The 23,708-nt window shown below is 57.6% G+C and carries 17 protein-coding genes; 7 read left to right on the forward strand and 10 right to left on the reverse strand.

Translation table 11 applies throughout. The annotated features are described in order from the left end of the window. Window positions 1–92 precede the first annotated feature (92 nt). Entirely contained in the window at window positions 93–1,742 is a 1,650-nt protein-coding gene (locus FY206_RS23225; protein ID WP_032644619.1) for an alpha,alpha-trehalase, read from the forward strand. A 61-nt stretch (window positions 1,743–1,803) separates the two neighbouring features. Here the strand turns inward: FY206_RS23225 and FY206_RS23230 are convergent, their stop codons facing one another. After that, complete coding sequence (locus FY206_RS23230) at window positions 1,804–3,393, reverse strand: STY4199 family HEPN domain-containing protein (RefSeq protein WP_032644620.1); 1,590 nt, start codon at window positions 3,391–3,393, stop codon at window positions 1,804–1,806. A 148-nt stretch (window positions 3,394–3,541) separates the two neighbouring features. Between FY206_RS23230 and FY206_RS23235 the strand changes: the two genes are divergently transcribed. Together FY206_RS23235 and FY206_RS23240 are read left to right on the forward strand one after the other, a co-directional pair. Then, window positions 3,542–4,081, forward strand: a complete 540-nt coding sequence (locus tag FY206_RS23235) for a GNAT family N-acetyltransferase (RefSeq protein WP_032644621.1) — start codon at window positions 3,542–3,544, stop codon at window positions 4,079–4,081. A gap of 71 nt (window positions 4,082–4,152) precedes the next feature. Further along, entirely contained in the window at window positions 4,153–4,491 is a 339-nt protein-coding gene (locus FY206_RS23240) for a lysozyme (RefSeq protein ID WP_032644622.1), read from the forward strand. Here FY206_RS23240 and FY206_RS23245 read toward each other — a convergent pair. Beyond that, window positions 4,470–5,072, reverse strand: a complete 603-nt coding sequence (locus FY206_RS23245; RefSeq protein WP_032644623.1) for a response regulator transcription factor — start codon at window positions 5,070–5,072, stop codon at window positions 4,470–4,472. The two genes, FY206_RS23240 and FY206_RS23245, sit on opposite strands and share 22 nt — an antisense overlap. 172 nt (window positions 5,073–5,244) lie before the next feature. Beyond that, window positions 5,245–6,003 (reverse strand): SDR family NAD(P)-dependent oxidoreductase, encoded by a 759-nt coding sequence (locus tag FY206_RS23250; protein ID WP_032644624.1) that lies wholly within the window; start codon window positions 6,001–6,003, stop codon window positions 5,245–5,247. A gap of 119 nt (window positions 6,004–6,122) precedes the next feature. Between FY206_RS23250 and FY206_RS23255 the strand changes: the two genes are divergently transcribed. The 3 genes from FY206_RS23255 to FY206_RS23265 all read left to right on the forward strand — a co-directional run bounded on the left by FY206_RS23255 (window position 6,123) and on the right by FY206_RS23265 (window position 9,683). Beyond that, window positions 6,123–7,022, forward strand: a complete 900-nt coding sequence (locus tag FY206_RS23255) for a LysR family transcriptional regulator (protein WP_032644625.1) — start codon at window positions 6,123–6,125, stop codon at window positions 7,020–7,022. 52 nt (window positions 7,023–7,074) lie between these two features. Next, on the forward strand, window positions 7,075–8,100 hold the full coding sequence (yhjD, locus tag FY206_RS23260; protein ID WP_032644626.1) for an inner membrane protein YhjD: 1,026 nt from the start codon (window positions 7,075–7,077) through the stop codon (window positions 8,098–8,100). 260 nt (window positions 8,101–8,360) lie between these two features. Further along, window positions 8,361–9,683 (forward strand): MFS transporter, encoded by a 1,323-nt coding sequence (locus FY206_RS23265; RefSeq protein WP_032644627.1) that lies wholly within the window; start codon window positions 8,361–8,363, stop codon window positions 9,681–9,683. A gap of 59 nt (window positions 9,684–9,742) precedes the next feature. Here FY206_RS23265 and FY206_RS23270 read toward each other — a convergent pair whose 3' ends face one another. Further along, window positions 9,743–11,785, reverse strand: coding sequence for an AsmA family protein (locus FY206_RS23270; RefSeq protein WP_032644628.1), 2,043 nt, complete (start codon window positions 11,783–11,785; stop codon window positions 9,743–9,745). A gap of 65 nt (window positions 11,786–11,850) precedes the next feature. Continuing rightward, entirely contained in the window at window positions 11,851–12,624 is a 774-nt protein-coding gene (gene pdeH, locus FY206_RS23275; RefSeq protein ID WP_032644629.1) for a cyclic-guanylate-specific phosphodiesterase, read from the reverse strand. 229 nt (window positions 12,625–12,853) lie between these two features. On the opposite strand from pdeH, the gene kdgK reads away from it, so the two are divergent. Continuing rightward, complete coding sequence (gene kdgK / locus FY206_RS23280; RefSeq protein WP_032644630.1) at window positions 12,854–13,783, forward strand: 2-dehydro-3-deoxygluconokinase; 930 nt, start codon at window positions 12,854–12,856, stop codon at window positions 13,781–13,783. A 61-nt stretch (window positions 13,784–13,844) separates the two neighbouring features. On the opposite strand, the gene FY206_RS23285 is transcribed toward kdgK, so the two are convergent. From FY206_RS23285 to bcsZ, 5 genes are all read right to left on the reverse strand, one after another. Further along, window positions 13,845–15,332 carry a M16 family metallopeptidase gene (locus FY206_RS23285; protein WP_032644631.1) on the reverse strand — a complete coding sequence of 496 codons (1,488 nt, stop codon included), beginning with the start codon at window positions 15,330–15,332 and terminating at the stop codon, window positions 13,845–13,847. Between the two features lie 227 nt (window positions 15,333–15,559). After that, complete coding sequence (locus tag FY206_RS23290; protein ID WP_032644632.1) at window positions 15,560–16,846, reverse strand: dicarboxylate/amino acid:cation symporter; 1,287 nt, start codon at window positions 16,844–16,846, stop codon at window positions 15,560–15,562. A 159-nt stretch (window positions 16,847–17,005) separates the two neighbouring features. After that, entirely contained in the window at window positions 17,006–19,012 is a 2,007-nt protein-coding gene (gene hmsP / locus FY206_RS23295; protein WP_032644633.1) for a biofilm formation regulator HmsP, read from the reverse strand. 119 nt (window positions 19,013–19,131) lie between these two features. Further along, on the reverse strand, window positions 19,132–22,614 hold the full coding sequence (bcsC, locus tag FY206_RS23300; protein ID WP_032644634.1) for a cellulose synthase complex outer membrane protein BcsC: 3,483 nt from the start codon (window positions 22,612–22,614) through the stop codon (window positions 19,132–19,134). Next, window positions 22,596–23,702: a cellulose synthase complex periplasmic endoglucanase BcsZ gene (bcsZ, locus tag FY206_RS23305; RefSeq protein WP_077064404.1), complete on the reverse strand. Its 1,107-nt coding sequence runs from the start codon at window positions 23,700–23,702 to the stop codon at window positions 22,596–22,598. The genes bcsC and bcsZ overlap by 19 nt, the downstream gene beginning before the upstream one ends. Window positions 23,703–23,708: the final 6 nt, after the last annotated feature.

A 23,708-nucleotide genomic window follows, 5' to 3' on the forward strand; every position in this document is an offset into this window, starting at 1 on the left:
ATCCCTCCACATCTACCGAAGCGAATGTCTACGCTTATAAGACGCCCGGAAAAACCTGTCTTTTGAACACACAACCGGAGGTCCCTATCACCATGTTCAACCAGAAACTACAGGCTACCGAAAACATCGAGTTCGAGATTGCAGAAGAGCTGCGCTACGAGACCGATCCCTGCGAGTTGAAACTGGATGAAATGATTGAGGCGGAGCCGGAACCCGAAATGATCGAGGGGCTACCCGCCTCCGATGCGTTGACGCCCGCAGACCGCTACCTTGAACTGTTCGAACACGTGCAGTCGTCACGGCTGTTTGCGGACAGTAAAACCTTCCCCGACTGCGCGCCGAAGATGGATCCGCTGGATATCCTGATCCGCTACCGCAAGGTCAGACGCCACCGGGATTTCGACCTGCGCCAGTTTGTGGAGAACCACTTCTGGATGCCAGAAACCTACGGCACCGAATATGTCTCCGACCCGGGCCTCTCCCTGAAGGAGCACATTGATAATCTGTGGCCGGTGCTGACGCGCGAACCGCAGGATCATATTCCCTGGTCTTCCCTGCTGGCGCTGCCGCAGGCCTATATCGTGCCCGGCGGACGGTTCAGCGAGACCTACTACTGGGATTCCTATTTCTCCATGCTGGGGCTGGCGGAGAGCGGCCGTAACGATCTGCTCAAGTGTATGGCGGACAACTTCGCCTGGCTGATTGAACGCTACGGGCATATTCCCAACGGCAACCGTACCTACTATCTCAGCCGCTCGCAGCCCCCGGTCTTTGCGCTGATGGTGGAGCTGTTCGAGGAGGACGGCGTGCGCGGGGCGAAACGCTATCTGGATCACCTCAAAATGGAGTACGCCTTCTGGATGGACGGCGCGGAGTCGCTGCTGCTCAACCAGGCCTACCGCAGCGCGGTGCGCATGCCGGACGGTTCATTGCTCAACCGCTACTGGGATGACCGCGATACCCCGCGCGATGAGTCGTGGATTGAGGACGTGGAAACCGCCCGCCACTCGGGTCGTCCGCCTAACGAGGTGTATCGCGACCTGCGCGCGGGTGCGGCTTCCGGCTGGGATTACTCGTCCCGCTGGCTGCGCGATCCGTCGCGGCTCGCCAGCATCCGTACAACCCAGTTTATCCCTATTGACCTGAACGCCTTTCTGTTCAAGCTGGAAAGCGCGATCGCCAACATCTCCGCGTCGAAAGGGGATAAAGAGACGGCAGAGGCGTTTCGCCAGAAGGCCAACGATCGCCGCGCGGCGGTAAACCGCTATCTGTGGGATGATGAGAGCGGGTGTTACCGCGATTACGACTGGCGACGCGAAGAGCTGGCGCTGTTTTCGGCCGCCAGCATTGTGCCGCTGTATGTCGGTATGGCGACCCACGAGCAGGCCGAGCGCCTGTCGGATGCGGTCAAGGCGCGACTTCTGACCCCGGGCGGCATTCTGGCGACCGAGTATGAATCCGGCGAGCAGTGGGATAAACCCAACGGCTGGGCGCCGCTGCAGTGGATGGCGATCCAGGGGTTCAAGCAATACGGCAACGACTCGCTGGGAGATGAAATCGCCTGGAGCTGGCTGCATACGGTGAACCATTTTTATCAGAAGCATCACAAGCTGATTGAGAAGTACCACATCGCCAGCAGTACGCCGCGCGAAGGGGGCGGGGGTGAATACCCGCTGCAGGACGGCTTCGGCTGGACCAACGGCGTGGTGCGGCGACTGATTGGGTTGTATGGGGAGCCTTAAGTGGGGTGCGGTCTTTTCCCCCTCTCCCCTCTGGGGAGAGGGCTGGGGTGAGGGGAAAACGTTAGCGAATCACCTCATAAATGGCCGTCTGGATAGACTGCCATTTTTTGTTGCTGGCATCCGGCTGTGACTGCGCGCGGCGCGTGGCCATATCGAGATCGTGCTGCTGGCGTTTCACCACGGCGGGCACGGTGCAGAAAGCTTTGAGATACTCTTTACGTACCGAGGTCAGCGACTCGCCGTTCGACATCGCGTGGCTGAGCGTGTTGATAAAACGACGACACGGCTTCTCCTCTACCATGTTCTGCCGATAGCGTAACATCAGCTCCAGGACATCATCATGTCGTGCCGACATCGCCTCCTCGGTCCAGGACAGCTTCCAGTCCATTCCCCCCTGTAAAAAAAGCTGCACCACGCGGGTATCGTTGCGGTTAACGGCCGAGCGGAAGTTATTCTCATCCCAGGTCACGCCCATGCGCGTGAGCGTTTCGCGCGAGGAAGGCGTCTCGCGCATTTCCTGGGGAGCCGCCGCTTCTGCCGCTCGGGCGGTCGCAGGCTGCGGTTTGCTGCTGGTCACCAGCCAGAATCCCCCCGCCACGATGGCAATCACCATCACGCCAACCGCGCCCCACAGCGCGCCGGAGATGAGCTGCTCGCGCTGTTCCGGGGTGCGCGGCGCGCGCTGGGTCGGTTTTTCAATGGTGTCACGGACCTCAAACAGATCTCCGCCGGTGACCCGATCCATTTTCTGCGCCTTTTCCCAGAAGGTATGCAATTCGCTGGCATCGACCGCCATGAATCCGGCGGGATTGACGCGGGTTCTCCCCTCTTCAAACGCGCGCTGAACGGGCCGTGCAATCTGCGCGTAGTAGTTATCCAGCAGCTGAATTTGCGCCGAGCTTAGCGTTTTCTGAACGGTGATGCTGTTGCGGATCTGCCGAATGTCATCGAGGAAGGTTTGCAGCGTTTTGCGCGGTTCAACCAGCAGCGTCAGCATGGACGGGTCCCTGAACAGCGAAGCGTAATAGCGGCTGAACTCTTTTTTATCGACCAGCATCTGCGCCAGTTCACTGAACATCATGCCGCTCAGCACATCGTTGATCTCGCCAAGCTTCAGCCAGCGCCGGACGCGGTCAGCGTTAAACAGGGTCTTAAGATGGTTGTTCAGCTTGACCTGATCGGGCCAGGCCTGCTGTATAAGCCCTTTAATCATCAGCTCTATCGCGCGCACCTGCTTGTGCGCCTGCTGCTGCTGTAATTCGCTTCCCGGCGCCAGGTCAGTACTGTAGGTCAAAAGCGGCTGCTGCAGGCGAAGATGTTCCAGCGCTGTGACAAACCGCATCGCCGCTATCAGCTGGTTTTCACTCACATCCTGCCCGCTTTCATACTGCGGAACGCGCTGCTGCAGCAGGCGCAGCTGGAGCGTAAATTCCGACATCTCGGCATCATTCAGGTTGAGCTTTTTCGCCACGGCTCCCCAACCGCCCAGAGCTAATCGCGCGCTGTCGAGTTGTTCCAGGAACCAGCGTGGATCTTTGCCCTCGGAAGCATGTACATTCAGAAGGAGCAAAATTTCCACCGATGCCTGGCGAATGACCGCCAGACAGTGTTCGAACTGTTCGCGAATATGATGTGATGTACTGAGAGTCATTGTTTTCCTTAAGCGACAACGAAGACATCCGGAATGGGCACGTGACGGCCTTTTTTCTTTTTATTTATACGCGGTTAACCATACCTGACTTTCTGTTGAAATAAAGTGACAACCCTAAAATCATTTAAAATGTTTCAGGAGAATCCAAATGCCGGTTTTAATTACCCCTCGCCTGACCTGTTCGCCTTTGCAGGAACAAGACTGGCCCTTTTTTCTGGCATTGCAGCAGCATCCCGATGTTATGCGCTTTGTGGCGCAAGACCGCCCCGTCGCGGCGATCCGCGAGGCGTTTGATTCGCGCCTGACGCCCTGGGTCCCGGGCAGCGCGCACTGGCTTTGTCTCGTCGTACGTGATACAGCCTCACAGACCCCGCTGGGCGTCACCGGGTATATTCATCGGGACGAGGATTGCGCCGAAGTGGGCTTCCTTTTTGCACCCGAGGCGCAGGGGAAAGGTTACGGCTTTGAATCCCTGAAAGCGCTTTGCGATTACGCTTTTCATCAGGGCGGGATACGTCGACTCACCGCCACGGTCACCGCGGGGAACCTTGCGTCAAGACGCCTGCTGGAAAAAAACCGCTTTAGTCTGGAAGGCGAATTACGCGAGAGCTATTACCTTGCGGGGCGCTGGCAAAATGACTGGTTATTTGGTTTATTACAGCAGGAATACCTGAATTATAATTTCTGATCAACAGCCATTTGGCGGATATTTCTCGGACGTCATTTCCTCTAGAGTGTCGCTATTAAGAGGAAATGAATATGAAAGGTCATGCGCTGAAAATATCTTCTGCCGCCATTGCGTTAATAAAAAAACATCAGGGTCTTTCTTTGGAGAAATATCGTGACGAAAGCAGTTTATGGGTTATCGGCTATGGCCACGTCATCCGCGATCGGGCGCATTTTCACGGCCCCATCACGCCAGCCGAGGCAGAGGATTTGCTGCATGACGATATTCAGCGGTGTGAGACGCTGCTGCGGGAAAGTGTGACCCGTCCATTAACCCAACAGCAGCATGATGCGCTGGTTATGATGATATTCAGTTTCGGAGAGATGCCTTCGCTCCCAAACGCGATTTTTCAGGCCGTCGCCCGGGTGTAGTACAGCGCTGCCTGCGTTCTGTTTTTCACGTCCAGCCGCCGGAAAAGCGCCTCGAGGTGCGCTTTCACCGTGGCCGCGCTAATGTTGAGATTGCGTCCAATCTCTTTGTTTGACTCTCCCGCTGCCAGCAATTTCAACACGTCGCGCTGACGTTCGCTCAGGGATAATAACGCCTGGGGCGACGACGGCTCTTTGACCCACTCACCCGGAAAACAGACCATCCCTCTGGATACCGAATCCAGCACGGCGGAAAACCGCTCGGGGTGGGCATTTCGGGGAATAATGGCCATGACGTTTCGCTGCCGCAATTGCTCAACCCATCTGGCCTCTTTTTTCGCCAAAACCAGTACCACGCGTATCGCCGGAAAGCGTTGCGTCAACGTTTCCAGCAAAGCGATCCCGTCATCCTGGATGACATTCCCGTCAATCATGACGATAGCTGACGGCGAATCGGAAACCTGCGCCCATAAATCGTCTGCCTGACAGGTCCCTGTGATATCTATTTCCGGAATTAACGCCTGAAGACTGTGTATCGCTCCGTGAATAAAGAGTGACTGCCTGTCAAACATGATTACTCGCATCGTTTTTCTCCCACTGATAATAGCGAGGGGGATTCTACAGAGGGGGTATTTAAGAAAAAACTCAACGAATGGAGACGTTACAAATCCCTCAGCATTCTTTATATCTGCCCGTATTTAGACACATTCATATTAAGGAAATCCTTAAGGGGTTCCTTCCCCTTAAGCCCATGCATCACAGGAACATGCCGCCTGAGACCTCAATACGTTGCGCATTCATCCAGCCCAGCCTATCGCTAAGCAGTGCCGCAATCGCATCGCCAATATCGTCCGGCAGCCCTACGCGCCCCAGCGCCGTCTGCGAGGCCAGCAGCTTATTCAAATCCGCATTGTCGCGCACGCGACCGCCGCCAAAGTCGGTCTCTATCGCGCCGGGCGCAATGATGTTGACGGAAATTCCTCGCGCGCCCAGCTCTTTCGCCTGATAACGCGTTAGCACTTCCATCGCCCCCTTCATGGCCGCGTAGGTCCCCGAGCCCGGCTGGGTAAAGCGGGCCAGCCCGCTGGAGACGTTCAGGATCCGTCCTCCGTCGTTAAGCAGCGGCAGCAGGCGCTGGGTCAGGAAGAACGGTCCTTTGAAGTGGATGTTTAGCGCCTCATCAAACTGGGCTTCCGTGGTGTCGGTATAGGGCGCATATAAACCCGTTCCGGCATTGTTTAATAAATAGTCAAATGTTTCGCGCTGCCAGACGGCCCAAAGGGTTTCCTGAAGCTGTCGGGCAAAATCGTCAAAACGCGTGATATCCCCGACATTGAGCTGTAATGCCGCCGCGTTAACGCCTTTTTCCTGAATTTCATGCACAACGTCCAGCGCTTCCTGCTGGCTACGGTTGTAGGTCAGGATAATTCCCGTGCCGTCTGCCGCCAGCTTTAACGCCGCGTTTTTACCTAAACCACGGCTACCACCCGTCACTAATGCGATACGTTCACTCATCATAAACCTCGTTTTGGCTGTTATGGAGATTGAGAAAGAGCTTATTAGGTGATAGAAGATCAATAAAGATGGGTAAAAACGCTTCACTGTTTCATCAGAAACAACAATGAGCTTCCTCTATGGATAAAATTCACGCAATGCAGTTGTTCGTCCGCGTCGCGGAACTGGAGAGTTTTTCCCGCGCGGCAGAAACGCTCACCCTGCCGAAAGGCAGCGTGTCACGGCAGATTCAGGCCCTGGAAAACCGGCTTGGCACCCAGCTACTGCACCGCACCACGCGCCGCGTGAGCCTGACGCAGGACGGCATGGTCTATTACGAGCGGGCAAAAGATCTGCTGGCAAACCTTGATGAGCTCGACGGGATGTTTCAGCACGATCCCTCCAGCATCAGCGGACGGCTCCGCGTGGATATGCCCGTCGCCGTTGCTCGAAATTTAGTCATACCTAAACTGCCTGCTTTTCTGCAGCACTATCCGGGCATTGAACTGGAACTCAGCAGCAGCGACCGTCTGGTGGACGTGATCCGTGAAGGGTTTGATTGCGTCGTCCGCGTCGGCACGCTGAAGGATTCGGGGCTGATTGCCCGCCCGCTGGGCAAGCTGTCGGTGATTAACTGCGCCAGTCCGGATTATCTGGCGCGATTTGGCTATCCGGAAACGCTGGATGATTTAGGCTCGCACGCCGTGATCCACTATACCGCGATGCTGGGAACTCGTCCCCAGGGCTTTGAGTTTTATAACGGCAGTGCGGCGCAGTGGATAAAAACGGGCGGGGTGTTGACCGTCAACAGCACCGAAACTTACCAGGCCGCCTGTCTCGCCGGGTTGGGCATTATTCAGGTTCCGCGGGTTGGCGTGCGTGATTTACTGCGCGCGAAGAAACTTATTGAGATCCTCCCGCAATACCGTGCCGAACCGATGCCTGTTTCCCTGATTTACCCCCATCGGCGCAACCTCTCCCGCCGGGTACATCTGTTCATGGAGTGGCTGACTGAGCTCACAAAAGCTTACGTGGACTAGCCGCAGGCTATAATTCAAAAACACATCCAGCCAAACGAAAAGGAAAAGACGCGTGACGTCGGAAAAGAACCCGCAACGACCCACCCAACATTTAGAATATGAACCCGTCAAAAAGATGGAGACCGGGCCTGAGGAGGACAGGTCTCCGGGTACCGCCAGCAAAGCGCTGGGGACCGTCACCGGCATCGCCGCGAGAATTCAGCAGTTCCCCATGGTTGCGCATTTGATACGCGCGACCGAACGCTTCAACGACCGCATGGGAAACCAGTTTGGCGCGGCCATCACCTATTTTTCCTTCCTGTCGATGATTCCGATCCTGATGGTGTCGTTTGCGGCGGCCGGTTTTGTACTCGCGTCGCACCCGACGCTGCTGCAGGATATTTTCAATAAGATCCTGAATAACGTCAGCGACCCGACCCTTGCCGGCACGCTCAAAAGCACCATCAATACCGCCGTTCAGCAGCGTACTACCGTCGGCATCGTCGGCTTGATGATCGCCCTTTACTCCGGCGTTAACTGGATGGGCAACCTGCGCGAGGCCATTCGCGCCCAGTCGCGCGACGTCTGGGAGCGTAAGCCGCAGGATCAGGAGAAAATTTGGGTTAAGTATCTTCGCGATTTTGTTTCGCTGATTGGCCTGCTGGTCGCGCTCATCGTGACGCTTTCCATTACCTCGGTGGCGGGCTCGGCGCAGCAGATGATCATCTCCGCGCTCTACCTTGACTACATCGAATGGCTGAAGCCCGCCTGGCGCGGCATTGGGCTGGCGATTTCCGTCTTTGCCAACTACCTGCTGTTCTTCTGGATCTTCTGGCGCTTGCCCCGCCATCGTCCGCGTAAGAAGGCGCTGATCCGCGGTACGCTGATTGCGGCGATCGGCTTTGAGGTGATTAAAATCGTGATGACCTACACCTTGCCGTCACTGGTTAAATCCCCTTCCGGCGCGGCGTTTGGCTCGGTGCTGGGGCTGATGGCGTTCTTCTACTTCTTTGCGCGTTTGACCCTGTTCTGCGCGGCGTGGATTGCCACCGCCGAGTATAAAGACGACCCAAGAATGCCGGGTAAAACGCACCGGTAACCCCACGCTCGGGCTGAAATTTCAGCCCGATTCATCATTTCAGCATATAAATCCAGTCCGTAACTTTTATTTAACCAAAAACCAGTTTAAACGGCTGATATTTAAAATCTGTGAAGCATTTCATAGACGTCTTTTGGCTGGTCTGAACATTATCCGCTTTTTGTTGCTTTTATCACCAGCACGCAGCTTTGTTACAGATTGAAATGTCGCTTTTGCTGTGCGTAATATGGCCTTTCGTTCGACAAAAATAAGAAAATATTATGCAAGCAACCGCCACCACACTCGACTCAGAAACGGAAAGCGTTCCGGTAAATTCGCGCAATAAAGTTGTCGTCGCCTCGCTGATTGGCACCGCCATCGAGTTCTTCGACTTTTACATTTACGCCACCGCGGCGGTCATCGTTTTCCCGCATATTTTCTTCCCGCAGGGCGACCCGACGGCGGCCACGCTGCAGTCGCTGGCGACCTTTGCGATCGCGTTTGTTGCGCGTCCGATTGGCTCTGCGCTGTTTGGACACTTTGGCGATCGCATTGGCCGCAAAGTCACCCTGGTGGCCTCGCTGCTGACGATGGGTATCTCCACCGTCGCCATCGGCCTGCTGCCGACATATGAAACCATCGGCATTCTGGCACCGGTCCTGCTGGCGCTGGCGCGTTTTGGTCAGGGTCTGGGCCTTGGCGGTGAATGGGGCGGCGCGGCGCTGCTGGCCACCGAGAACGCCCCGGCGCGCAAGCGCGCGCTGTATGGTTCCTTCCCGCAGCTTGGCGCACCGATTGGCTTCTTCTTCGCCAACGGGACGTTCCTGCTGCTCTCCTGGCTGCTGACGGACGAACAGTTCATGAGCTGGGGCTGGCGTATTCCGTTTATCTTCTCAGCCGTACTGGTGCTGATTGGCCTGTATGTGCGCGTTTCTCTGCATGAGACGCCTGTTTTCGCGAAAGTGGCCGCGGCGAACAAGCAGGTGAAAGTGCCGATGGGCACGCTGCTGACCAAACATCTCCGCGTGACCGTGCTGGGCACGTTTATCATGCTGGCCACCTACACGCTGTTCTACATCATGACCGTCTACTCCATGACCTTCAGCACCGCCGCCGCGCCGGTTGGGCTGGGGCTGCCGCGTAACGAAGTGCTGTGGATGCTGATGATGGCGGTGATCGGGTTTGGCGTGATGGTTCCGATTGCGGGCCTGCTGGCGGATAAGTTCGGTCGTCGCGCGAGCATGATTACCATCACCACGCTGATTATTCTGTTTGCTCTGTTCGTCTTCCCACCGCTGCTGGGTTCAGGCAGTCCGGCGCTGGTGATGGCCTATCTGCTGATTGGCCTGAGCCTGATGGGGCTGACCTTCGGCCCGATGGGCGCGCTGCTGCCCGAGCTGTTCCCAACGGAAGTGCGTTATACCGGCGCGTCGTTCTCCTATAACGTCTCGTCTATTCTGGGTGCGTCCGTCGCACCGTATATCGCCACCTGGCTGCAGGCGAACTATGGTCTGTTCTACGTGGGGGTTTATCTGGCGGCGATGGCGGCGCTGACGCTGATTGCGCTGCTGCTGACGCATGAGACTAAGCACCAGGCTCTGTAATTGACTGCGGCCTGATGCCCTCACCCCGGCCCTCTCCCACAGGGAGAGGGCGAAAGGCGTTACTTCTTCATCTGCGACAAAATCGTCCGGCACTGGTTGGCCTCACCTTCTGACGGCGAAATCAGCGCCAGCAGCGCGGCAGCCGGGGTGACCAGCGTCGCAAGGGCCGCAGCCACCGCACCGCGCGCAATCAGCGGTCCGGGCTTGACGCCCGCCTGCGGATTTTTGAAGGTGCCGCGTACGTAAAGCGGCGAGCGCAGGGTGATGATGCGGATCCCCTTACTTTCCGGATCGATGGTCAAATCCAGCTGCTCCGAGGCCATGCTGGCGGTACCGGTCACGTTGATCACCGCGTTTTCCGTGTCGAAGGCAAAAATCTGCGGGCGCGCCACGCCGTTGACCAGATCGAGATTGGCCGCTGCACAGTTCACCCGCACCTCGTCATCGCCGAAAATTTGCCCGATGACAAAGTTGCCGACGTTCAGCCCCAGGATCTCCATCAGGTTGCGGCTCACCAGCCCGTCGTTCATCAGCAGCTTCAGGTTACCGTTGCCGCTGCCCAGCAGCGCCGCTACCGAGTTCCCCACGCCGCGGATGTCGGCATCTCCGTTCATTTCGCCGAGGGTTTTCTGCATCAGCTCGACGTTCGGCATCAGCTCCTTCAGCTTCAGCCTGCGAGCCTGGATCTCCGCCCGGCCCTGCATCGGCTTCTTATCGCCTTCCAGGTGAATGTTTGAGGAAATCGTCCCGCCCGCCATGCCGAACTTCAGCGGCTGCAGGCGAAGGTCGGCGTTTTTGAGGAGAATATGGGTTGAAAGATTGCTGATCGGCAGCGTGCTGCCATGCTCAATTTTTCCGCCTTTGAAGCGCACATCGGCATCCATCACGTTCCATTTGTCGGTTTCGAAACGATCGTAAGGCAATACTTTACCCGCAGGCTGAACGTCCTTTTTGACCTCTTTCGACTTTGTGCCTTTGCCCGAATCCACGCCAATCAGCGGGCCGAGATCGGCCAGCCGCAGCTGTCGGGACTCGACATCCCCTTCCAGTTTCGGGCGCGGTTTTCCGGTGGTGTAGGTCAGCGTGCCGTGGATGTCGCTGTCGCCGATCCGGCCGTTAAAATCCCGGTAGTCAAAAACGGACGATTTTTCGGTGTCGATTTTAGCGACCAGATGCCCGTCCGTTTCAAACGGCGGGGTGTCCGGCAGCAGTACGCCGGTGAGGTCATACAGCTCGCCCAGCGAATCACCGGCAAATTTCAGCTGCAGATCGACGCCGCCCATGTTCATCGGGTCGTTAACCGTCCCCACGAACGCCACGCGGGTGTTACCGGAGCGGAAGTCCGCCTGCACCGGGAACGGGGTGCCTTCGCTGCGCAGCGCCAGCATGCCGCCGATTTTCCCTTTACCGCTGAGCGGCTGGTCGTTGTAGCGCCCTTTCGCCGTCAGGCCGAAGACATAATCGCCTACGCTTGCCTTGTCACCTTTGGCTTTCGTGCCCGTGACCTCGCTAAACGGCAGCGGCTTGCCCAGCGGATCGACCAGGATCTCCACGTCGGCCTTGCTGACCTTATCGTCGATGGCGATCCGACCGCGATCGAAGAGAATATTGTCGAGACGGAACGACCAGGAAGAAGGCTGGGCATTCGGATCTTTTTCGCCGTCGCTGGCCAGGTTAAACGTCCAGTTGTTGTTTTTTTCCGAGAGACGGATCAGGCGCGCGTCCGGCTGCTGAAGTTTGATCCACGGCAGATAGACGGTTTTGGTGAAGAGCGCCAGCGGAGCCAGCGTAGCTTCAACGCGCGGCAGGTGGATCATGGTGACGTCCGGGATATCCGGCGGGTTGCCGAGAATGATGTCGTCGGCATGAACGTGTGGCCAGGGGATCCAGCTACGCCAGCCGGGCTCCTCTTTCTGGCGCTCCCATACCACACCCAAATCGCCGCGTATGGCGAAGGGGCGGTTCAGTTCGGTTGAGACTTTCTGGTTGATGGTCGGCTTGAGACGGTTCCAGTCAAACGTCGCAATGATGATGGCGACGACCACGATCAACAACAAGAAAATCCCTGCTGTCCAGGAGATCACCCTGGTTGTTCTTGTCATTTTTATGCCCTTTCCTGATGACCTGTTCTGTAAAACTATAGTCCAGACAAAGGGAAGCGGGCTTATCAGAGGGTCGTTATCACGTTATCGAGGCGATCCATGGGTACCGGGCGGGAGAGATAATAGCCTTGCGCCGCCGCTGCGGGGGAGTTTTGCACATCGCGCCACTCTTCCAGCGTTTCCACACCTTCCACAATCACGCCCTGGCAATAGCGGTTCATCAGCTGTAATAACAGCGTAAACAGATTCCGCCCTTCCGGGGTCTGACGCAGCATGATGAACAGATCGCGGGCCACTTTAATGTAGTCGTAACGCACTTCACTCAGGGCGGAGAAGTTCGCCATGCCGGTGCCAAAGTCGTCCAGCCACAGCGGGCCGTACTCGCATATGGAAGCAAACGAGGAATCCTGCGGCAGGCGGACGTGCTCCACCAGCTCAAAACGCATCCAGGGCAGAGTAGCGATCAGCGCCTGCAGCTTCGCGTTTTGCCGCAGCGCCAGCAGGGTTGGGCCATCGACGTTCACCGAGGCGAGGATATTGTGCTGCTCGAAAAAGGCGTGCTTCGTCGCCAGCATACGAAGCTGCTCTTCCAGCACGTCCAGACGCTGGCGGACGGCAACCTCGGCAAAATAGCGATCCGGCGCGATGCGCTGGGTAGGGTTGGAGGGATGCGTTACGACGGTCAAAATTTCAATGGCCATCAGTCGACCGTCTGTTCGGTAGATCGGCTGATAGGTGTACGCACGCTCGCATTGCAGCCAGTAGCGATGCTCCTGCAAGTTCTCAATACTTGCCTCAGGCGTAGTGCTCAGCCGCTGGATAACCTGCTCTGACTTCATTTCAGATGTCCTGTTGTTGGGATAGCCTTTCTGGACTCGTCACAGGATTATCGGCGCGACAATTGAGAACTTTATGTTCAATTTGCCGGGAAAATGAAATTAAGATGACAGAAATGCGCGGGAACACGCGCTGGCTCAAATAAAATAATGGAACGTTGTTTTAATATAGTTGACCGGTTAATTCACTCAGCGCACACTGCTGATAATTCTTCTGTTCAGGTTCACGACTATGTCCAAAAAAATTGCCGTGATTGGCGAATGCATGATTGAGCTGTCACAAAAAGGCGCGGAAGTCAGCCGCGGATTCGGTGGCGATACGTTAAACACGTCCGTTTATATTGCCCGTCAGGTTGCGCCGGAGGCGCTCACCGTGAACTACGTCACCGCCCTGGGCACGGACAGCTTTAGCCAGCAAATGCTGGAGGCGTGGCAGAGTGAACATGTTGATACGTCGCTGATTCAGCGGATGGAAAACCGCCTTCCGGGGCTTTATTACATCGAAACCGACAGCACCGGTGAACGCACGTTTTATTACTGGCGTAACGAAGCTGCGGCCAGGTTCTGGCTGGAGACCGACGCGGCCACGGCCGTCTGTGAAGCGCTGGCAAGCTTTGACTATCTCTATCTGAGCGGGATCAGCCTGGCTATCCTCAGCCCTGCCAGCCGTGAAAAGTTGCTCTCGCTGCTGCGCGAGTGTCGTGCCAACGGCGGTAAGGTTATTTTCGACAACAACTATCGCCCGCGCCTGTGGGCCAGCCGCGAAGAGACGCAGCAGGTCTATCAGCAGATGCTGGAGTGCACCGACATCGCCTTCCTGACGCTCGACGATGAAGACGCCCTGTGGGGAGAGAAACCGGTAGAGGACGTGATTGCACGCACGCAGGCGGCAGGCGTAAGCGAAGTGGTGATTAAGCGCGGTGCGGAGTCGTGCCTGGTCGCGGTGGCGGGTGACGCGGTGGTTGAGGTTCCGGCGGTGAAGCTTGCCAAAGAGAACGTGATTGACACCACGGCGGCAGGCGATTCATTCAGCGCGGGTTATCTGGCGGTACGTCTGACGGGTGGAACGCCGGAAGCGGCGGCACAGCGTGGGCACCTGACGGCCAGCACCGTGATTCAGTATCGCGGGGCGATTATTCCGCGCGAGGCGATGCCTGCTTAACTCCTCACCCTAACCCTCTCCCCAAGGGAGAGGGAACAATGAACAGGACGGGGTGAAGGGATTACTGCCCTTGCGGAATATCCGTCGCGTCCGGGTGTAGATCATCCGCTGCGGTCGCCGGCTGCGGCGCGGAAGCCATAATGGAATCCCAGGTCTTCTGAAGTTCCTTCATGTCATATTCCGGCTCGCCTTTCGGCTGCATAAGGATCAATGCCATATCCTGCGACAGCTGCTGACGTAAATCCTGATTGATCATATCCACGGTCAGACCGTTCAGGAAGTCCTGACGAAGCTTCTGGTACTGCTCAGGCGCAATGTCCACCACCTGATTCTGCAGGGAGCGAATGCGCTGGCTGATAAGAATATCGGTATCGGCGCGCGCGTAGGTCGCAAACAGCTTCTGCAGCTCCAGTTTTTTCTGGGCCACCAGCGCGTTGAACTCCTCTTCAGAGAGGCCCTCTTTACGCACTTTTGCCAGCTCCTTCGCGACCACGCCCAGATTCGCATTCAGCTTATCGCCCGGTGATTCAACGTTAATGGCACATTGCGCACGCTGGAACAGCACGCGGCAGTCAAAGCCAAGACCGATATTCTTCATATTGCTTTTGCTCAGCGTCTGCTGGACGTGCCAGAACAACGCCTCACGCGCCAGGTCGGCACGCCAGTAGCGCAGCAGCGCGGCGGACTCGCGGATGGGCTGCCAGGCGCTATCCCACATCACGGAGAGTCGGTCCTGACGCACGGTGTCCGTCATGATGCTGACAGGCTCGGCGCGCAGCGGAGAGAGTGTCGGAACCGGGGCAGGCGTTTCACGCTTGCCTTTCAAATCGCCAAACGCTTTGTTGATCTGCTCAACCACCGCGCGGCTGTCCACGTTACCCACGACAATCAGCGTCATCGCGTCCGGGGTGTACCACTTCTGGTAGAACGATTTGACCTGTTCGGCGTCCACGGGCTGTTTCAGCGGTTCGGCCGGATCGTGACCCAGCAACGTTGAGCCCTTAAGGCGATAACGCCACCAGCCCTCTTTGGTATCCCCAGGCCACGTCGCGACCATGTCGCTGTTGCTCAGCGCATAGTTGACGGTGTCCGGCGTAATCGCCAGATTGCCAGAGGCATCGGAGAGATAGGTCAGCGCTTCTTTAAGCAGGTCGTTGCGGTTATTAGGCAGGCTCAGGTTAAACATGGTGTAGTCATAGGAGACAACAGCCGGAGGAAGCGGGCGTTTCGGATCGATGGCCTGCTGCCAGAGTGAACGCACCTGAACGGCTTGCAGGCTGCCGCTCTGCGTGAGCGCCAGCCGGGGAATAAAGTGGCTAAAACCGGTTTGCTGGGTGCTTTCCGTGAGGGAGCCGGTATTAACAGACAGACGGATTTCAATACGGTCACTTGGACGCTGCGGCGTGGCTAACACCTGCCACTGAAAACCGTTCGCTAATGTCCCTTGTTGCCAGGCCGGGTCTGGCTGGAGCGCATCTGCCTGCACATAACTGGCTGCTGCCATCATCAGCAAACCGCCGGTTAAGAGTCGAATTTTTGTGCCCTGCATGTGAACCCCTGATCAACATTCCTGGTTAAAAAAGAGTGTCTCGTGACGCGCTTCACTCTTAAAGATGACGATGAAAACACGTCGATTAGACCGCGCGTTCGGCAAAACGTCACGGTCCGAAGTGAAATATACCCAAAAAAAATCTTGTCGAATTATGACAGGTATGAACAGTTATTATGCGCAGGAGCCCGCATCCCGACAAGGGAATACGGGCATTTGTGACAAGATTAAGAGGTTAAGCCAGGATTTTTGCTGTCGGTTGTACGGTTATTCAGAGTATCGTCGAGCTTTTTGTGATCCAGCTCTTTCACCCATTTCGCCACCACCACCGTAGCCACGCCGTTACCCACCAGGTTGGTTAACGCGCGCGCCTCTGACATGAAGCGGTCAATACCGAGAATCAACGCCAGACCCGCCACCGGCAGGTGACCGACAGCGGAAATGGTGGCCGCCAGCACGATAAAGCCGCTGCCCGTTACGCCTGCCGCGCCTTTAGAGGAGAGCAGGAGCACCACCAGCAGGGTAATCTGATGGAAAATATCCATATGGCTGTTGGTCGCCTGCGCGATGAACACCGCCGCCATCGTCAGGTAGATCGACGTGCCGTCCAGGTTGAAGGAGTAGCCCGTCGGGATCACCAGCCCGACCACCGATTTACGGCATCCGAGCTTTTCCATCTTGTCGAGCATGCGCGGCAGCGCCGATTCTGACGAGGAGGTGCCCAGAACAATCAGCAGCTCTTCGCGGATGTAACGGATAAATTTGAAGATGCTGAAACCGGTCGCGCGGGCGATGGAGCCCAGCACCACCACCACGAAAAGGATACAGGTGATATAGAAGCAGATAATCAGCTGGCCCAGCTGCACCAGCGTACCGACGCCATACTTACCGATGGTGAAGGCCATCGCACCGAAGGCCCCGATGGGCGCCAGGCGCATGATCATATTGATGATGCCGAAAATGACCTGGGAGAAGCTTTCGATCACGTTAAAGATAAGCTGGCCTTTGCTGCCCAGGCGGTGCAGGGCAAAGCCAAACATCACGGCGAACAGCAGCACCTGGAGGATGTTTCCGCTGGCGAACGCGCCAATAACGCTACCCGGAATAACGTCCAGCAGGAAGGCGACCACGCCCTGATCCTTCGCCTGCTCGGCATAGACCGCCACCGCTTTGGCATCCAGCGTCGACGGGTCGACGTTCATCCCCGCGCCCGGCTGCACCACGTTGACGATGACCAGACCGATAATCAGCGCAAGGGTACTGACCACTTCAAAATAGAGCAGCGCCACCGCACCGGTACGACCGACCGCCTTCATGCTTTCCATGCCGGCGATGCCCGTCACGACGGTACAGAAGATCACCGGCGCGATGACCATTTTAATGAGCTTAACGAACGCGTCGCCAAGCGGTTTCATTTGCGCGCCCAGTTCAGGGTAATAGTGACCCAGCAGAATACCGATGGCGATGGCTGTCAGGACCTGGAAATAAAGACTTTTGAAGAGTGAGGTTTTCATAAGGTGTCCTTGGGAAGAAAAACCACAGGCTTTGTAAGGTTATGGTTAACCTGCGGCTTTAAAATAACACCCACATAACAGGACAGAAATAAACTCAGTTCAAATTTGAAACACAAATGTTAAGAACTTTGAGCTGGCTCGCACAAGCCAGCAACAAAATTACACTTTTGCGTTATTGTCAGCGTCAGAAAGGTATCGTTGTTCAAAGACATCCGAAGGCACTGCGGGGGCAAACAGGAAGCCCTGCCCGCTCTCCACGCCCGCCTCTGCCAGCCATGCGCGCTGTGCGTCGGTTTCAATCCCCTCGGCAATCAGTTGCAGGTTGAGGCTACGTGCCATCTGGATAATCGCCTGCACCATGCTGCAGTCGCCCGGCAGGCCGTCGACAAACGCTTTGTCAATTTTGAGCACATCCACCGGCAGGGTTTTCATGTGCTGAAGCTGGCGCAGCCCGGCGTATCCCATGCCAAAATCGTCCAGCGCAATGCGAATACCGGCGTTACGCAGCGGCTTGAGAATCGCGACCGCCTCGTTGGGGTCGTCAATGCGTCGGCTCTCCGTCACTTCCAGGGTTAACGTATCAGGCTTGATTCGGTAACGATGGGTAAGCTCCAGCATCTCAGAAACCATGGTCGGGTGCATAAGCTGCAGGGCAGACAGGTTGACCGACAGCGGCAGCGTCACGCCGCGCGCCTGCCAGGCGGCAAGCTGACGGCAGGACTCCTCCAGCACCCAGTAGCCGACGGTGACCATCAATCCGCAGGACTCGATGCGCTCAATCAGCCCTTCCGGCAGCGCCCATGAACCATCCGGCTGCTGCACGCGCAGCAGCGCCTCGGCGCTTTTCACCTCGCCCGTCCGCAGGTCCACCTGCGGCTGTAACCAGAGGGCAAACTGACGGTTATCCAGCGCGGTCAGGATGTCGCTCTCTTCCGTGAGGCGCTGCTGCGCCTTTTCCATCTGCTCCGGGTCGAAGAACTGGATCTGGTTTTTGCCTTTGCGCCGGGCGGTAAACGCCGCCGAGAACGCGCGGCGATAAAGCTGTTCCGCGGTCAGATCGCCATAGAACATGGCAATCCCGATGCTGGCGCTTGGGCGAAGCTGGATACCCTGAATCGGCAGCCGCTCATTAATGACAGTGAGCACTTGCTGACCTAACGTGATGGCATGCCAGGGTTCTTTGACGCCGTTGGCGATCACCACCAGGTCATAACCGCTGACCTGGGTCAGCACCATGCGCGGGGAAAGGACAGACTTGATCTTCTCCACCAGGGTGAGCAGCAGCATTTCGCGCTGGCTCTCCTGCAGTACCCCAGCCGTGTCCTGCAGGGTTTCACAGGCAATAACCATCAGCGCCGTGGTTTGCTGGCGGTCTACGGTTTGCTCCAGAATGGCCATCAGAAACGCTTTGTTGGGCAATTCCGACACCGGGAAACGGGTGGCGCTACTGTTCAGTTCATCCTGCTGTCGCTGGATGCGCTGCTGGTTGAGGTTATAGCTGCGCACCAGCATGCCGATCTCATCGTCATGATGCAGACGCGGCAGCTCAAGCTGATGTCCCATCTGATCCTGCGGCGCAAGGTTATTCAGCTCGCGGGCGATACGGCGTAGGGGATGGACAATCAACCGGTTTATGCACCAGGTGAGCGCCACGCTGAGGATGAGCGTCATAAGTAAGCAAGTGGTCACTAACGTAACCACCCAGCTCATGACGAATTTATACATGCGGTAGGAGTCCGCCTGTAGTACCAGGTAGGCCAGCGGCTGCGGATTGGCAGGGCGTTCGAGTGAATATACGGGCAGCGAAATTTGCACCGGCAGCTCAAACAGGCGCATCACCATCATCGGGACGGGGCGCTCCGGGATAAAGCTCATCCGCAGCGCCTGAAACTGGTTAGGCAAGACGACGTCGGCACGGCTCACGACGCCGGCAGGCTGAATGCGTTTTAAAATGGTTTCCGCTTCGGGAATATCCCCTTTCAGGATAGAGGCGGAAAGCGGGCCGCGTACCGAGCGGGCGATGCTTTCTAGCTGCGAAGCCGTGTTATAGCGATTCTGCTGTACGGAATGAAACAGCAAAATGACGCAGAAGAGCAGGACAAACAGCAGGGTAACGGCAGAAACCATCGCCATCTGTTTGATCGTTAAGGAACGGCTGACACGCAAAATGACTCTCCACAAAACTCGAAGCGCAGGGCGCGCCAGGGTGTAAACCTGGCGCGCCTGAGTATACCCGATTGCTGTGCTATTAAGAGAGACTTACAAATGGATTAAGGAAAATCCGATTACCAGTCCGCGTAAGGAATGAGCGGCTGCGGCGGTAAGTCCATATCGCCCTGCCAGCCTGCGGCAGAGTAACGCACATAAATCAGCGCATGGCTTGGGGTATAGTCTTTCGCTTGCTGAATATCGACGCCCATGCCCACAAACCAGTTGGACGTTACGCGGCGTTCGATGATGGCCCGCGCGGTATAGCCCGTGCCCGAGGAGCTGCTGCCGGTTTCCATCGCGCCCCGGTCGGTATAGCGGTCTGGCTCATCGGTCGGGATCAGATTCTGGATCGGGTAGCGCAGCTCGTCATTCGTTTTGGAGTGAGACCAGGACACCGAGCCACCCAGCTCCCATGACCAGTTCTCCGTGCGTTTACGCCAGGTCACCGGCAGCGCGAAGGAGACATACTCCTGCGGGCTGTAGTAGCCGCCCTGACCCAGAGTATATCCGCTCAGGTCTTTGTCGTAGTGCCAGAGCATATTGGAGACGCCCACCGTCAGGCGCTCGTTGTTTTTATTAATGAGCTTGTAGTAGTAGCCCGTCATCCAGCGGACGCGCCAGTTATCTTCCACATTTTTACCCGTCAGCGTTTCCGCGTTCAGGCTTGACCAGACGCCGTTCGCTTCCCCTTTATCGTAGCTCAGGCTTACGCCGCCGCCGGTGGCGCGTACGCCGCCCCAGGTGGTGCCGGTGTTGGTATCTTTCTGCCCGGCGAACGCCAGCAGAGAGCTGGAGATGGGCCGACGATGGGCGTTAACGGTATAGCCAATGGGGCCCAGATCGCTGCTGTAGCTGATGCCGCCCACCACGTCGACGACGTCAAAGCCCATCGGCGTGGTGCCAATATCCATCGACCAGGTTTTGTTCTGCCAGCCAACGGCAACGCTCGCGCCGCTGTCACTCTGATGGGTGCTGCCGCTACACGGTGTGTCGTAGCAGGTCCCCCATTTAGGATCGTAAGTCCCGTTATTGTTATCGAATGAACCGGCGTCCATGTTGACCAGATCGCTTCTGAAGAACATGCGCCCGTCAGAGAGCGGAGCATCCACCTGCAGCATAGTCGTATGGGCTTTCAGATCGGAATAGCCGCCCGTGCCGCTGGAGCCCCAGTAGTCGTGCTGCAGCGTGACGTTAACGTCCTGCTGACGGTACAAATCACCGGCATCACTGCGCACGCCGCGCTTCAGCCAGTCGTCCTTCTCATCATTGCGCGTCAGACGGGTAAAGCTGTCGTTATCGGCCGGACGGGTGGTCGTGATGCCGGACGACACCATGGCGTCTTTATAGGTGTCCAGCGCCTGCTGAGGCTGGCCGTTTTGCGCCTGGAAACGCGCGGCATCACGTAACACCAGCGCTTTTTCCATCGAGGCAGGCTGCGATTTGGCCTGCGGAATGATGCTGTTGAACGTCTGCTCTGCGGCAGCGGAATCGCCCAGACCTGCCTGCGCCATCGCGATCCGGCGCTGCATGTTGAGGGACGGCGGCTGGCCGTTTTGCGCGGCGGGCAGTTTCGCCAGCTCTGCGCGCGCGGCATCTTTGTTACCCTGCGCGCTGTAAATCTCGGTCAGGCCAAGGATAGCGTCTTCGTTCTCTGGCTCACGCTGCAGAACGGCGCCGTACGTCGTTTTCGCCGCGTTCAGATCGCCGCGCTGCTGCGCCCAGTCCGCCAGCGTCAGGTCGATGCGGGTGGAGGCTGGCTGCTGACGCAGAAGGTTTTCCGCCTCCTGCTCTTTGCCGCTGTCGCGCAGACGGTTGGCGGTTTCCAGCACCTGGTTGCTTTGCAGACGGTCGGCAAGTTCCTGAATGTTGCTATTCCACCGGCTGCGCGGCAGCGTGTCCAGATGCGCCAGCGCGGCCCGGTCCTGGTCGTTTCCGGAGAGATAGAGCCCGTTGGCATACACCTGATCCGGGTCGGACGGTTTCTGGCTGGCAAGCTGACGCATCAGGGTATCCGCCTGGCTGCGCTGGCCCGCGCTGTAGAGATCGCGCGAGAGACGATAGGTTATCCACACGTCGCCGGGAGAGAGCGCCAGACGACGACGCTGGATCTCTGCCGCCTGGGCGTATTTCCCCTGATTCTCAAGCTCTTCTGCCTGAGCGGAAAGCTGCTCGTTGGTCAGGCTACGTTCAATATCATCGATGCTTCGGCGCTGGCTGGCGGAGAGAGACTGGATAAACTGCGAGGCTTTCTCCGGCGACTGCGCGCGGTAAATATTGGCCAGGCCGCGAACCGCATTGCTGTTGCCGCTGTCCATGCGCAGCGCCTGACGATAATAGCGTTCCGCCGCGTCGTTATCTTTACGCGCCGCCGCGGCATCGCCCAGCCCCAGCACGGCATAGCTGTCGGTATTGTCGACGCTGCGCGCCTGCTGATAGTAGCGCTCCGCCTGCGCCGGGTTATTCGCCTTCAGCGCGGCATCGCCCTGCTGGATCAGCAGCCAGTAGCGGTTAACCTTCAGCAGGCTGTCCCATTTCCCCCGGTTGTCGCTCTGGGGATCGAGGGCAATCGCCTTTTCAAACTGGGCCACCGCGCGGGCGCGGTCGCCTTTCTGGGAATAAGCCTGTCCAAGGGCGCCCACCGCTTCGCTGTCGGCATGGTTGGCGCTGACGGCCTTTTGCAGCTCTGCCACCGCCTTATTCCCCTGCCCGGCATCTACCGCCGCCAGCCCTTCCGCTTTCGCGCGGAACGCCGGATCGGCGAGCTGTTTTTGCTGGGCTTCAAGCTGGGCGCGCGCCGCCGCGACGCTGTCGCCGTCGCTGAATACGCTCAGGTATTTTTGCAGCGCGCTGACGCTGGCGCTGCTGGCAGGCTGGCCTTTGATTTGGTCATACCACATATCAGACGCCTGGTTACGGCCATTGGTCGATTTAGCCATCTCCTGCAATACCGCGAAGCCTTCATCACGGCGTCCGCTCTGGAACAAAAGCTGGGACAGCGTCGACTGCAGCTGCGCATTTCCCGGGCTGCTGGCATTGATTTTCTTGAGCTGGTTAATGGCTGCATTCCGGCGAGCGGGGTCTTTCGCGACGACGTTCCAGTATTCCGTTGCCACGTCGCCGCCCGGCGGGTTGCCGTCAAACAGCTTGTCATAGGCGGCAATCGCCTCCTGCGTGTGTCCCGTGGTGGCGAGCAATCGCGCCTGCTGGAGCTGCTGGCGGCCATCCGGCGTGGAAAGCAGCATCGTGTTGCGTGATGACTGGTACGCACTCGACCCCGGCGCGATCCCTTTCAGGCGATCCAGCTCTTTTTGCGCGCCGGCGTTATCGCCCTGGCGCAGCAGGTAGCGAAAGCGGGCGGCAATGACGTCAGGATTGTTCGGGTCAATCAGCTCGAGACGATAGAGCGACTGACGAACCAAATCCTCACGCTGTGTCGATTCGCCCAGCCGAACCTGTTCCAGCAGCTGTTTCTGCTGCGGAGAGTTGGCGGCCTGGGCCCACGGCATAAGCGCCAGGCCAAGCGATAAAGTGAGTAGATTTACTGTGAACTTGCGCATTCCTGGCCCCAATCCGGTATTAATTCACCTTTTGCGGTGAAGCGAAAACGATGCTGATCCCATCCTTGCCCAAAGAGAGTCAGCACGTAGCTGTAATAGGCATTGTTATCGGGAAAATGGTCGGCAACGCGCTGGCGCTGAACCGCCTGAGCGTCACGCTGTTGTAAAAACGGCAGCATAGCGGCTGAGAACCCAACCGGGCCGTCGCCGGTGCGTTTCCCCGTCGCGACATCCACTTTCTCCGGCGGCCTGCCCCGTTTTATCGTCTTTGTCGCCATCGGCTGGAAGCGCGCCAGCAGCCGGGCTTTCTGAGGATCTTTATCACTCATCATGCCCACCCAGATATACACGCGGATGGCGTCATAGCCCCCCACCAGCGCGTTGTCCTGCTGTAAACGCCAGCCTCTGTTTTTCTGATACTGCACCCAGTCCGGCGAAAAACCTTTTGGCGCACTCTCCAGCAGCAGGCGCAGATTGGTCTCACGCAGCTGGGTCCACGGGGTACCAAAACGCGTGAAATACGCCGCCAGCTGCGGAGGAAGATAGCTTGGGTTAAAGCGCCAGGCGTGTTCATCGGCAAAACCGATTTTACCCGGCAGCAGCATTGCGCCGAGTCCCGGCACTTTCACCACTTCTTCGCTGGCAATGCGTTTCAGCAGCGCTTGACCCGTGCGGGTATAGTCGGGATGTTTCCACAGACGACCCGCTTCGAGTAGGGACCAGGCAATCCAGACATCGGCGTCAGAGGCGGAGTTAGTATCAATCACCGCCCACGTCTCTTTCTCTTTCTGACCCCATAGCCAGGCAGGCAAATGGTCGTTGAGATCGCCGCCGGCAAGATTATCGCGCGTCCACGTCAGCAGCTGGTCAAAGGCTTTGCGATCGTTCGCCGCCAGGGCAAAGAACAGGGCGTAGCTTTGCCCTTCCGAGGTCGTAATTTTGCGCGCGTCACTGGGGTCAATGACGCGCCCGCCCTCGCTGATATAGTCCTTTTTAAACTGCTCCCAGGCAGGCCAGGTACAGGCGGCGCGAAGAGGAAGCGCCGCCAGCATCACCGCTGCTAATACACACCAGCGAAAGGCTTTCATCACAAC

Origin of the sequence: Enterobacter chengduensis (genome assembly GCF_001984825.2) — a bacterium.
Lineage (GTDB): Bacteria > Pseudomonadota > Gammaproteobacteria > Enterobacterales > Enterobacteriaceae > Enterobacter > Enterobacter chengduensis.

Coding starts and splice junctions, on each gene's coding strand:
- FY206_RS23225 (WP_032644619.1), top strand. CDS start 93: ATGTTCAACCAGAAACTACAGGCTACCGAAAACATCGAGTTCGAGATT.
- FY206_RS23230 (WP_032644620.1), bottom strand. CDS start 3,393: ATGACTCTCAGTACATCACATCATATTCGCGAACAGTTCGAACACTGT.
- FY206_RS23235 (WP_032644621.1), top strand. CDS start 3,542: ATGCCGGTTTTAATTACCCCTCGCCTGACCTGTTCGCCTTTGCAGGAA.
- FY206_RS23240 (WP_032644622.1), top strand. CDS start 4,153: ATGAAAGGTCATGCGCTGAAAATATCTTCTGCCGCCATTGCGTTAATA.
- FY206_RS23245 (WP_032644623.1), bottom strand. CDS start 5,072: ATGCGAGTAATCATGTTTGACAGGCAGTCACTCTTTATTCACGGAGCG.
- FY206_RS23250 (WP_032644624.1), bottom strand. CDS start 6,003: ATGAGTGAACGTATCGCATTAGTGACGGGTGGTAGCCGTGGTTTAGGT.
- FY206_RS23255 (WP_032644625.1), top strand. CDS start 6,123: ATGGATAAAATTCACGCAATGCAGTTGTTCGTCCGCGTCGCGGAACTG.
- FY206_RS23265 (WP_032644627.1), top strand. CDS start 8,361: ATGCAAGCAACCGCCACCACACTCGACTCAGAAACGGAAAGCGTTCCG.
- FY206_RS23270 (WP_032644628.1), bottom strand. CDS start 11,785: ATGACAAGAACAACCAGGGTGATCTCCTGGACAGCAGGGATTTTCTTG.
- pdeH (WP_032644629.1), bottom strand. CDS start 12,624: ATGAAGTCAGAGCAGGTTATCCAGCGGCTGAGCACTACGCCTGAGGCA.
- kdgK (WP_032644630.1), top strand. CDS start 12,854: ATGTCCAAAAAAATTGCCGTGATTGGCGAATGCATGATTGAGCTGTCA.
- FY206_RS23285 (WP_032644631.1), bottom strand. CDS start 15,332: ATGCAGGGCACAAAAATTCGACTCTTAACCGGCGGTTTGCTGATGATG.
- FY206_RS23290 (WP_032644632.1), bottom strand. CDS start 16,846: ATGAAAACCTCACTCTTCAAAAGTCTTTATTTCCAGGTCCTGACAGCC.
- bcsC (WP_032644634.1), bottom strand. CDS start 22,614: ATGCGCAAGTTCACAGTAAATCTACTCACTTTATCGCTTGGCCTGGCG.
- bcsZ (WP_077064404.1), bottom strand. CDS start 23,702: ATGAAAGCCTTTCGCTGGTGTGTATTAGCAGCGGTGATGCTGGCGGCG.